Origin of the sequence: Argonema antarcticum A004/B2 (assembly GCF_023333585.1) — a bacterium.
GTDB lineage: Bacteria > Cyanobacteriota > Cyanobacteriia > Cyanobacteriales > Aerosakkonemataceae > Argonema > Argonema antarcticum.
Genome location: NZ_JAIQZN010000126.1, coordinates 7,511 through 18,170 on the forward strand (window position 1 = coordinate 7,511; position 10,660 = coordinate 18,170).

11 protein-coding genes are annotated in these 10,660 nt (G+C 43.9%); 3 read left to right on the plus strand and 8 right to left on the minus strand.

Annotation, left to right across the window (positions count from 1 at the left end; translation table 11 throughout):
• Window positions 1-8: 8 nt before the first annotated feature.
• The 3 genes from LAY57_RS31725 to LAY57_RS31735 all read right to left on the minus strand — a co-directional run bounded on the left by LAY57_RS31725 (window position 9) and on the right by LAY57_RS31735 (window position 2,416).
• Entirely contained in the window at window positions 9-593 is a 585-nt protein-coding gene (locus tag LAY57_RS31725) for a Uma2 family endonuclease (RefSeq protein WP_249071177.1), read from the minus strand.
• A 253-nt stretch (window positions 594-846) separates the two neighbouring features.
• The gene (locus tag LAY57_RS31730) at window positions 847-1,485 is read right to left on the minus strand and encodes a peroxiredoxin (protein WP_249071178.1); all 639 of its coding nucleotides are present in this window, start codon (window positions 1,483-1,485) and stop codon (window positions 847-849) included.
• Window positions 1,486-1,897: 412 nt separating this feature from the next.
• A complete protein-coding gene (locus tag LAY57_RS31735; RefSeq protein WP_249071179.1) occupies window positions 1,898-2,416 on the minus strand; it encodes a DUF29 family protein in 519 nt (172 codons plus the stop codon).
• 84 nt (window positions 2,417-2,500) lie between these two features.
• Between LAY57_RS31735 and LAY57_RS31740 the strand changes: the two genes are divergently transcribed.
• Window positions 2,501-5,446 (plus strand): UPF0182 family protein, encoded by a 2,946-nt coding sequence (locus LAY57_RS31740; protein WP_249071180.1) that lies wholly within the window; start codon window positions 2,501-2,503, stop codon window positions 5,444-5,446.
• A gap of 37 nt (window positions 5,447-5,483) precedes the next feature.
• On the opposite strand, the gene LAY57_RS31745 is transcribed toward LAY57_RS31740, so the two are convergent.
• The 5 genes from LAY57_RS31745 to LAY57_RS31760 all read right to left on the minus strand — a co-directional run bounded on the left by LAY57_RS31745 (window position 5,484) and on the right by LAY57_RS31760 (window position 9,713).
• Window positions 5,484-6,443 (minus strand): hypothetical protein, encoded by a 960-nt coding sequence (locus LAY57_RS31745; protein ID WP_249071181.1) that lies wholly within the window; start codon window positions 6,441-6,443, stop codon window positions 5,484-5,486.
• A 249-nt stretch (window positions 6,444-6,692) separates the two neighbouring features.
• Window positions 6,693-6,815: a hypothetical protein gene (locus tag LAY57_RS36025; protein ID WP_275994427.1), complete on the minus strand. Its 123-nt coding sequence runs from the start codon at window positions 6,813-6,815 to the stop codon at window positions 6,693-6,695.
• 12 nt (window positions 6,816-6,827) lie between these two features.
• Window positions 6,828-7,226: a hypothetical protein gene (locus LAY57_RS31750; RefSeq protein WP_249071182.1), complete on the minus strand. Its 399-nt coding sequence runs from the start codon at window positions 7,224-7,226 to the stop codon at window positions 6,828-6,830.
• Between the two features lie 437 nt (window positions 7,227-7,663).
• Window positions 7,664-8,623, minus strand: a complete 960-nt coding sequence (locus LAY57_RS31755) for an ABC transporter ATP-binding protein (RefSeq protein ID WP_249071183.1) — start codon at window positions 8,621-8,623, stop codon at window positions 7,664-7,666.
• Complete coding sequence (locus LAY57_RS31760) at window positions 8,613-9,713, minus strand: branched-chain amino acid ABC transporter permease (RefSeq protein ID WP_249071184.1); 1,101 nt, start codon at window positions 9,711-9,713, stop codon at window positions 8,613-8,615. Before LAY57_RS31760 ends, LAY57_RS31755 begins: the two co-directional genes overlap by 11 nt.
• 161 nt (window positions 9,714-9,874) lie before the next feature.
• Here LAY57_RS31760 and LAY57_RS31765 point away from each other — a divergent pair, with 161 nt between their 5' ends.
• Both LAY57_RS31765 and LAY57_RS31770 read left to right on the plus strand, forming a co-directional pair.
• Window positions 9,875-10,162, plus strand: coding sequence for a hypothetical protein (locus tag LAY57_RS31765; protein WP_249071185.1), 288 nt, complete (start codon window positions 9,875-9,877; stop codon window positions 10,160-10,162).
• 152 nt (window positions 10,163-10,314) lie between these two features.
• A complete protein-coding gene (locus tag LAY57_RS31770) occupies window positions 10,315-10,572 on the plus strand; it encodes a cytotoxic translational repressor of toxin-antitoxin stability system (protein WP_249071186.1) in 258 nt (85 codons plus the stop codon).
• Window positions 10,573-10,660 lie beyond the last annotated feature (88 nt).

Below are 10,660 nucleotides of genomic sequence, written 5' to 3' on the forward strand. Positions count from 1 at the left end.
CAATAATGCTACCAAATTTTACTCATATTAAGGATAAACCCCGGTAACACGAACTCGCCGCTAACTGTAGCCGGATTCTCTAGACATTCCACTTCTTGACCGGGACGATAAATATAAACTCTCCGATTCTTCCGGTCAATCAGCCAGCCTAACTGTATTCCTGGCTCTCTCATATATTCTTCCATCTTTTCTTGTAAAGGTTTCAGATTATCAGACGCTGACCTCAGTTCAATTACAAAATCTGGACAAATGGGAGCAAACTTTTGCTTTTGTTCTGCTGATAAAGCATTCCATCGTTCTAGTTTTATCCAAGAGGCATCGGGAGAACGTTCTGCACCCGTTGATAGCTTAAATCCTGTGCTGGGGCTAAAAGCTAGACCTGTGCCATCTTGTTCCGACCACACCCATAATTGCCCTAAAATGTTAAATTCTCGGTTTCCTGTTTCTGAACCAGTAGGGGGCATAATAACCAATTCTCCTGATTTATTCCGTTCAATCCGTAAGTCGCGATTGATCTGACAGAACTCAAAAAACTGATCGTCTGTCATTTGCATTGTTGATAGAATTCGCAACACTATGGGAGATGAAAGCATAAGTTATTTCCTGATTATTTATATCTATAATGCTACCAAATTTTACTTATATACAGCTTATATATAGCAACCGCTTTCGTCGGTTAGGACATTCTCAATTCCCGAAACCGTTCGGCCCTTGCGCTCACGGCGAAGCCCTTGATTCTAAACACTTCTTCCCCTAGTCCCTAGCCCCTACCCCTAGTCCCTAGCTATACATAGTAGGGTGAGCATTGCCCACCCTACTTTTATCTTTTGGCTTTTACCTTTTGCCTTACTTGTCGGGTTGAGGTGTCATCCGCAGATAGGGTTTGATTTCGTTATATCCTTTGGGGAATTTTTCCTTGAGGACTTCGGGATCTTTGAGGGAGGGGACAATCACCACGTCATCCCCATCTTTCCAGTTGACTGGAGTTGCAACACTATAGTTATCCGTGAGTTGCAGGGAATCAATTACGCGCAAGATTTCATCGAAGTTGCGACCTGTGCTGGGAGGATAGGTGAAGCTCAAGCGCAGTTTCTTTTGAGGGTCGATGACGAAGACAGTCCGAACTGTCACCGTGTTGGTGGCGTTCGGGTGGATCATGTCGTAAAGATCTGAGACTTTTTTATCTGGATCTGCCAGGATAGGATAGTTGAGCTTGACGCTCTGGGTTTCTTCAATATCGCCAATCCAGCCTTTGTGGGATTCTTCGTCATCCACGCTGAGAGCAAGTGCTTTGACGTTGCGCTTGTCAAATTCTGGCTTGAGGCGGGCGACTTCACCTAATTCTGTGGTACAAACTGGTGTATAATCTGCGGGGTGGGAGAACAGTACGACCCAGCTGTCGCCTGCCCAGTCGTAAAAGTTGATTTCGCCTTCGCTGGAAGCTTGAGTGAAGTTAGGCACGGTGTCGCCTAGTCTAAGCGCCATAATAAATGGTTTCCTATGATTCTGAAACCGATAAATTGTCTACTTTGAGATCATGCCATAAGATGTACGATTTTCCGATCGGGTTTTAGATAATTTAATGATTTGAGGCGCGGGTTAGAAAAGGAATTTCCGGGTCTTTGGTACTTAGTATGCTAAATTCCTTGTCAGCCTTACTGGGCAAGGATTGTTCTCCAAGCAGTGAAATTTTAGCCCAAAAGCTTGTCCAGTAAGGCTTGTGGTATTAACTTTTGAGTTTTAGCATACTGGGAACGAAAGAAACTTACTGAACTTAATGGAGGGGGAGCGATCGATTCAGATTTTACAAGTTCTCAAAGCTATCTGTAAATTACAACAGAGTCAACTTTAAGGCAGAGAAGAACAAAGTGCGATCGCACTTTCTAACTGTTATACCTCAGCGTCTGCCAAATAGCCAATCTTCCCCACCAGGCAACTGGGCTAAATTTTCATCTACAAGATCTGGTAAAGTTTTGGCTGAGTGGGTGTAGGTAAGATTGAGCAGTTGCTGGGCTATCGGAATTATTTGATTTCTGTTGATTAATTGCGAGAGTTGACGCGGACTATATTCCCCTCCCCTTACCTCCACACTGGCGACGCGAATAGCTGCTTCCAGCGCTTCTTCAAGCGGTTCTTGCCATTCATCGAGATTGATGTAATAGGATGTCTTATTATCCCTGAGATTCAGGTCTTGAATTTGTCGGACTGAATCCCCGATAGAAGCCGCCCAGGAGTTAGTTAATCGCTGCTCAACTTGGTTTTTAATCAAGTGGCTCAGCATTCTGATTAGGAAAGATTTGATATTACGCAGGTCGTTTTTTTTGCTCATCGATTCTAGGTCATCGATAATCGCTAAAGCATCGTCTAGGCGTCCCTCTAGGATGCTTGTCCTTAAGTCGAATAGCTCCTGAGTCATATATTGAATTATTAGTAAGTGTTACTCTCTTGAGTATAATATTAAAAGGGTAATGATTTAATAAAAAATGATAATATTGATTAAATGTATGATTATAAGGTGCTGAAATTTGTGTTGTGGAGACGAATATTTATACCGATCGCACTTTTGCTGGGGGTATGGTTAAGCTTTGACCTACTCTCCCATTTGGTGGTGGAAATCTTGTGGTTTGAGGAAGTTGGGTATTTGTCAGCGTTTCTGTTGCGCCTCAAGACGCAGGTGGGACTGTGGACGATCGCATCTACCGTCAGCGCTGCTTTTCTCCTGGTTAACCTGGCTATAGCTCAACAGTTCCAGCATCCAGAACCAGAAATAACAAATGTAGCACAGAGAGGGGAATCTTCCCTACCGGGGACTATAAGGCTAACCTGGCTTTTAGCGATCGCACTGGGACTGAGTTTGCTGGTGGGGTCGATGTTGATTCATTATGCCCAGGTTGCCTTAAATTTTTGGCATCCGGATCTAACGAGTCCCAGCGTGTCGCCACCGCTACCGCCTCGGTTTGTTCCCAGTTCAATTGGGCAGATTTTGGGGCTACCGTCGCTGGTAAAGTTTTGGCCTCTGGGGGTACTGGGAATAATTGCGATCGCAATTATTTCGCGGCCCAACTTTTGCCTAAATGCGATCGCCGCCTTAATGAGTTTGAGTTTTGGCGCAGTGCTATCAGGACACTGGGACAAAGTTTTGCAATATTTTCATCCCACTATTTTTAACCTCAGCGATCCACTATTTACAAAAGATATTAGTTTTTATGTCTTTACTTTGCCTGGTTTGGAATTGCTAGAATTTTGGCTAGGTGGACTATTTTCGTATGGCTTAGTTACTATCTTCCTGGTTTATTTACTTTCAGGAAATAGCCTGAGTCAAGGAATTTTTCTGGGTTTTAGTCAGCCGCAGCAGCGCCACTTATACGGGCTGGGCAGTGCTTTTATGTTGAGTGTAGCTCTGAGTTATTGGCTACGCCGCTACGAACTACTTTACTCCACTCGCGGAGTTAGCTATGGCGCTGGCTACACAGATGTAACAACTCAGTTACCAGTCTATACCGGGTTAAGTTTTCTAGCATTGGCGATCGGGATTTTACTCCTGTGGCAAACTGTTTTCTGGTTCAAAACAAAGAAGCAGTGGTTCGGTAAACTGAATAAATTTTTACCTGTTTTCTTTCTCTTTTGCATTTTTACTTTTTCCATTTTACTTCCTCCAGCAGTACAACGCTTAATCGTTCAACCAAACGAATTAGCGGTGGAACGACCGTACATACAGCGCAGCATTGCCCTCACCCGTCAGGCATTTGGTTTAGAAGATATTGAAGTCAGAACTTTTGACCCGCAAGGACAACTTAATTATAAAGATATCCAGGCGAACGAACTGACTATTAACAATATTCGTCTTTGGGATACCCGTCCGCTACTGCAAGCCAATCGCCAACTGCAACAAATCCGCCTTTATTACAAATTTGCTAACGCCGACATTGACCGCTACGCCCTCAAAAAAGACACCGATAGGCGAATAGTGAAAGCGGAAAATACAGAAAAGCGACAAGTGATTTTAGCAGCACGGGAATTAGACTACAGCGCTGTACCTCAACAAGCCCAAACTTGGGTGAACAAACACTTAATTTATACTCACGGATATGGTTTTACCGTCTCGCCTGTCAATACCGTTGGCCCTGGGGGTTTACCAGACTACTTTGTTAATAATATTAGCAGCCCCGATGCCACTGAGGACGGCGGTACTTTGCAGACTTCCAGCGAGGGAATTCGCGCCAGCATTCCCATCGATCGTCCCAGGATTTATTATGGCGAAATTACTAAAAATTATGTTATTGCTCCAACCAAAGTTAAGGAGTTGGACTATCCGAGTGGCGATGAAAATGTGTATAACACCTATGATGGACGGGGTGGTATCGGAATTAGCAGCTGGTGGCGTCGGTTGCTGTTTGCCGAGTACTTGCAGGATTGGCAAATGCTCTTTACCAGAAATTTTACTCCTGAAACTAAAGTACTATTCCGCCGCGACATTAACCAGCGAATTAGGACGATCGCTCCCTTTTTGCGCTATGACAGCGACCCTTATCTTGTAGTTGCAAATGCGAATTTAAACAATATAGATTCATCAGCATCAACCAATTATTTGTATTGGATTGTCGATGCCTATACAACAAGCGATCGCTACCCTTATTCCGATCCTGGTGAAAACGAATTTAACTACATACGCAATTCAGTCAAAGTCGTCATTGATGCCTATAACGGCAGCGTATTTTTCTACATTGCCGATCCTCAAGACCCAATTATTAACTCTTGGAAAACTATCTTTCCAGAACTATTCAAACCACTGAATGAAATGCCAGTCAATCTGGTAAGTCATATTCGGTATCCAGTCGATTTTTACAGTATCCAATCCGAACGATTGCTGACTTACCACATGACCGATCCGCAAGTCTTCTACAACCGAGAAGATCAGTGGCAACTTCCCACCGAGATTTATGGCAATAAACCGAAACTGGTAGAACCATATTACTTAATTATGAAATTGCCAACGGAAGCAACAGAAGAATTCATTCTGTTGCTTCCGTTTACCCCCACGCAACGCCCCAACTTAATTGCCTGGTTAGCAGCGCGTTCGGATGGAGAAAACTACGGTAAGTTATTGCTTTACCAGTTTCCCAAACAGGAACTGGTCTACGGAATTGAGCAGATTGAAGCGTTGATTAACCAAGATCCGGTAATTTCCCAGCAGATTTCGCTCTGGAATCGCGAAGGTTCGCGTGCGCTGCAAGGAAATCTTTTGGTGATTCCGATTGAGCGATCTTTGCTTTATGTCGAACCCCTTTATCTGGAAGCAACAGAAAATAGTTTGCCGATATTAGCAAGAGTAATTGTTGCTTACCAAAACCGCATCGTGATGGCAGAAACTTTGGAGCAAGCACTCAAAGCAATTTTCCAACAGCAGAAACCGACTCCTGCTATTGTCCGTCCTGTTCAAGGCTGAGATAAACCGGGTTTCTGAAAGACCGATCGCGCCAATTTTATCTTCTAAACCTATCTAACAATTCATCTCGCGATAATTGCATCAGCAATCGGGTAAACTCTTCTGGTGGCAATTCCAACAACGGTTCGATAATTGACCTCAGTTCATCATCCAAAACACCAAAGCGAACTCGCAGCATATTTTCCACAACAAGGCGTTCTCCTTGCTGTATTCCTCTTTGAATACCTTGCTGTATTCCTCTTTGAATACCTTGTTGAATACCTTGTTCGATTCCTTGTTCCACCCCTGACTGTACAGCTGCATCCAGCCTTTCTAAATAAAGTGGTGATAATTCCATAATTAACTCCCTATCCTCTGAATCTAAATTTTGATTGGCTTCTAAGGTAACGCGCAGGCTATATAATAACTCTAGCGCATTTATTCGCAATGGGTTATCTTCTGGCAGTGCCGTCAATTCGTTAATAGCTTGTTTTTGCACTTTTCCCTTACCAAGAATTCTCAGCCACAGTGTTTCTGGGGTGCGAGGTAACTGATGAATGGCTACTATTGCTGTTTTCAAACCCTCTCCTAAAAAATAAACTCCTGGTAGCCAGCTTTCTCGGTCGTTAATTGCTCTAAACTCGTCTAATAAAAGTGGTGATGCGGTGGGAGTGAAAATCCATAATTTAGGTAATTCCGATTCGTTAAGACGAGTATTTTCTCGTTTTGCCTGACGTTCTATATCTGCATGAACGTCAAACAGTTTACTTATACAGCTGCGAACTTGGCTGCTTGTGACTGCATTACGAAATGGTTCAAATATTGAGGGAGTAGTAGCAAATATCCCTAGTAATCCCAAGGCTTGTGCTTCGCTTGTTAGTGTTGATGATGGCGTAAACCATACATCGATTTCTCGCACTTCTCCGGCGATATTGCGGCTGGTTTGTACTTGTCCTAATGGAGTTAATAATTCTTTGAGGTAGTCTTTGGCAAATTGGTCGTGTGGAAAGCGGGTCATTTATAATTTTAACTATGTATATTGATTATATTATATCGTTTGGATTTATTTCTGCTACCAATGAACACTCTATGCTGTAGGGGCAATTCATGAATTGCCCCTACATCTGTAGCAAATATTTAGGTAATCCATATTATTTGGCGCATAATCTTACTATAGTGCGGTGAATTTAAGAAAGCGATCGCACCGACAAAGAAACCGGGTTTCTCTGTCGGCTCGGCATTAACCGAAAATTTTAAAGAAAGAAATCTAAAATCTGAAACCTCCGGTGAAATGCTGAGCTTCTAATCTTGTTGTGCCAGCTTCTAAGCTGTCTACTCTGCGGCGCAAAATCCCAAGTTCTGCCGCAAATTCATCTTCAAATCGCCGCATAGTGGTTAAATCTTATTCTGTAATTTCTTCACCAGTCAATGCGATCGATTCATGAATCTTTTCCAAGCGGGTATTTAATCTAGCTGCAAATTCATAACGAGTAAAAACTTTATCTTCCCAATATCTGAGATCTGAATATACTCGAATATAACGGTAGTTTTCTGTTAAAGATTGCCATGCTTGAAACACCCAATCAGTCAGTTGTAGTTCTAACAATGGCGAAACTAAGCTGGCTTGCGCCATTCCATCTTTATCCTCTTCATCCCAACCTGAAAAAGAGGAAGAATAAGGACTAAAACGTTTATTTATAGATGCTTGAGACTCCGCAGACTGGGTGATGGTGGCAATTAGCAAGATGTTGATAAATGCTGCTGAATCAAATGGTAAATTGTTCCCCAAAATTTTTGCCATTGTTTGTCCTCAGATCTAAAGGTATTTTTCAGTTACAGCGGCTTGCAGTCTAATGAAGTACATCCCAGAAACCCGGTTTCTTGAAGAAACCGGGTTTCGCGTACCTACTCACCTGAAAAGCGCTGTAAGTGAACCCTTACCTGTAAAAGCTTGCAAAACTCTTTGAGTTGACGTTAGAGTCTCTTAAGATTTTACTTTACGGGAAATTACTTAAGTGTTTATACTTCAGACCAATATATAACTTTTGCTAAAAAATAGCAAATTCAGTAGTTTTACGGCTCCTCTGACAGGCGCAATGATTAGCGCCTACATAATCTTGTGGCGGGAACCGCTGTAATTTCTTAAAATCCTTGTTGGATAAGGGATTTCCCGTGCCTAATGCCCAATCTGACTCCAATGCAGCACGACACGGATATACACGGATGCAGTGATAATGATTATCCTAAGTAAGCTTCTAAAACTTGGGTGTTTTTCTGAATTTCAGCGGGGGTGCCATCGGCGAGATTGCGACCTTCAGCTAGTACCCAGACACGATCGCACAGAGACATAATCACGTCCATGTTGTGTTCGATAATCAGAAACGTCATACCCTCGCGGTTCCACGTCACAATGCGATCGCAGATTTGATTAATCAGCGTCGGATTCACCCCAGCTGCCGGTTCATCCAATAAAATTAGTTTGGGATCGGTCATCAGCGCCCGCGCCATTTCCAGCAACTTCCGCTGTCCGCCAGATAGCGCCCCCGCATAAGCTCCAGCCATGTGGGCCAATCCCACCGATTCCAGAATTGCGATCGCCCGTTCCCGCTGTTGCTTTTCTTCCAAGATTACCTGTTTGGGTTGCAACCAAACATTCCAAAAGTTTTCACCAGTTTGCTTTTGCGCCCCCAAAATCATATTTTCCATCACCGATAACCGGGATAGTACCCGCGCTACCTGGAACGTGCGAACCATACCCATCTGGGCAATTTGGTGAGGCTGCAAGTGCTGAATCGGTTCGCCGTCAAAAATCACCCGACCGCGATCGGACTGAATAAAATTAGAAAGCAGGTTAAAAAAAGTAGTTTTACCAGCACCGTTTGGGCCGATCAGCCCTGTAATGCTACCCTGCGCCACCTCAAGCTTCGCATCGTCCACCGCCCTAAGACCGCCAAAACTTTTGCAAAGTCCAGACGCTGCAAGTATTGGAACGCTGGAAGTCTGAAGCGCTGGTTTGTGGTCTTTCACCTGTATTAAGATATTTTTTATATCAGTATCCGATCGAGTCAACGGCATATCTGCTGGCAAAGTTGACTCGTTAGCAGCCACATCTTCTGCCACCTCAAAGTCTTCCTCGATAACCGTTGGGGCCTCGTTGAAAGATAGATCCGATGCCGCTTTGTTCTCGTTACCTGCCAAGAGTTAATTCCTCCTTTTTCCCTAAGATACCTTGCGGTCGCGCCACCATCAGCACCATTAGCAACAGACCGATTACCATCACCCGAAATGCGCCCAAACGGGCATCATCGAAAGGCAGAAGTGCAGGCAGAACAAAGCGCGTCACTGTATTGTAAGCCCAAAAAATAATTGCTCCCAGCACCGTACCCACATTGTTACCTGCTCCGCCTAAAACTACAATAGTCCAGGCTTCAAAAGTCGTCAGGGGAATAAAATCATCTGGGTAAACAGATGTTTGTTGCCAAGCGTAGAAGGAACCGGCAATTCCTGCGATCGCACCTCCTAACATCAACGATTGCAACTTGTACCAAAAAACATTTTTGCCCAAAGCTTTAGCCACTTCCTCATCTTCGCGAATAGCTTTGAGGACGCGACCCCAGGGCGATCGGGCCAATCGTTCCATTTGCCAGAATATCACCGTCAGCACCAGCAGCAACAGCACCATCAACCCAGCTTTATAGGTGTAGTCATACAGCGCCATCACTCCTGCAACGTAAACCGCCAAACCCAACAGCGAACTGGCAATTCCCAATATCAGCGAACCAACTGGAAAACCCCCCTCTCTCTTTCCTTGCTGCAACTGCTTAGAGAACCACTGCCACATTCGCCAAAAAGTCAAGCCAGCAATCAGCGTCAGCAGGGCAATCATCATCAGCCTCATCAGCAAATTTGGACTCCAAGTTGCCAGTGGCAGAGGAAAACCTTGCACCCCAAAAGTCCCTCTAGTCAACCACTCTTCGTTTAGCACAATCAAACGGATCACCTCAGAAACGCCGATCGTGACGATCGCCAGGTAATCTTCCCGCAGTCGCAGAGTTGATAAACCGATCAGCAGCCCCAACAGCGCCGCTAAACCAGCACCTAGAGGCACCGCAATAATCAGCGGAACTCCTTTTAAAGCTAGCAATACGGTGGTATAAGCTCCCACCGTCATAAAGGCCACGTGCCCAAAGTTAATCAGACCAGTGTAGCCCCATTGTAAATTTAGTCCCAAGCTGAACAGGGCAGCTATACCTGTAGAAATTGCCAGGAAAACGAGATAACCAACCATGTAGAGTTTGAGAGATAGAATGGCAAAACAGAAGGGTGCATCTTTACCCGAAACAATCTATCGGGAGAATGCGGCTTAAAAATAGCACTACGCTAACGCATTCTACCCTATGGGGAGACAAGGGGGACAAGGAGGACAAAGGCACAACAAAGAGAAAACTTATGAAAGGGGAAAGTGAAAAGGGTCAAGGAGAAAGGGAAACCCCATACTTAAAAGCAGGAGTTTCTCAACGGAACATTCTCAGAAGTAGATTGCATCGTTTAACTTACAAACTAGATTTCTTAATCGATGAATTATCTGATGATGAATTGGAAACGACTTGGAGTATACTACAAGAAGTATACTACGATATTTATGTGATCAAAGCCATTCAAGAGGCCAAGCGAAATCTCCAGCCTGGGGATACCATGAACTACGAAGAAGCAGTGCGACTATTGCACTTGCCATAGATTTTTTAGGATCGAAGTTAAAATTTTAGATTTTTGATTTAAAGATTTTTATTTGGAATTGACGATTTTAAATCTGAAATTTTAAATTTGAAATCTGAAATTCACCTAGCCCCAAGTATAATGTAAAATTTGCAGTTAGAGAACGCCACCCCGTGAGTCTAGATGTACGCTACGCCAGATCCTTTTTAGTCGATATCAAAAACTTAGAGTACGCAGCTCGTGAGCATATTTACGCAGTCGTATTTGAAAAGTACAAACAGATCGATCGCATTAAAGACTTGCCAGGGCTAAAACGGCTCGATTCTGAAGGCATCTTTTACCGATTCAGTGTAGATAACTACATAATTGGCGTAGAATTGACCGGGCATATCGTTAAATTTCTGCGCGTTTTGCCCAAACCGGACATATAGGAAGAAGGGGCTAGGGGCTAGGGGCTAGAAAAGTCAAAAGTCACTCATTCAAAAGTCAAAAGGGGAAGAGTGGGGGAGTGGGGGAGTG

Bases quoted from the DNA above. Each gene is read 5' to 3' on its own strand.
- LAY57_RS31725 (WP_249071177.1), bottom strand. From the start codon at position 593: ATGCTTTCATCTCCCATAGTGTTGCGAATTCTATCAACAATGCAAATG.
- LAY57_RS31730 (WP_249071178.1), bottom strand. From the start codon at position 1,485: ATGGCGCTTAGACTAGGCGACACCGTGCCTAACTTCACTCAAGCTTCC.
- LAY57_RS31735 (WP_249071179.1), bottom strand. From the start codon at position 2,416: ATGACTCAGGAGCTATTCGACTTAAGGACAAGCATCCTAGAGGGACGC.
- LAY57_RS31740 (WP_249071180.1), top strand. From the start codon at position 2,501: ATGTATGATTATAAGGTGCTGAAATTTGTGTTGTGGAGACGAATATTT.
- LAY57_RS31745 (WP_249071181.1), bottom strand. From the start codon at position 6,443: ATGACCCGCTTTCCACACGACCAATTTGCCAAAGACTACCTCAAAGAA.
- LAY57_RS36025 (WP_275994427.1), bottom strand. From the start codon at position 6,815: ATGCGGCGATTTGAAGATGAATTTGCGGCAGAACTTGGGATTTTGCGC.
- LAY57_RS31750 (WP_249071182.1), bottom strand. From the start codon at position 7,226: ATGGCAAAAATTTTGGGGAACAATTTACCATTTGATTCAGCAGCATTT.
- LAY57_RS31760 (WP_249071184.1), bottom strand. From the start codon at position 9,713: ATGGTTGGTTATCTCGTTTTCCTGGCAATTTCTACAGGTATAGCTGCC.
- LAY57_RS31765 (WP_249071185.1), top strand. From the start codon at position 9,875: ATGAAAGGGGAAAGTGAAAAGGGTCAAGGAGAAAGGGAAACCCCATAC.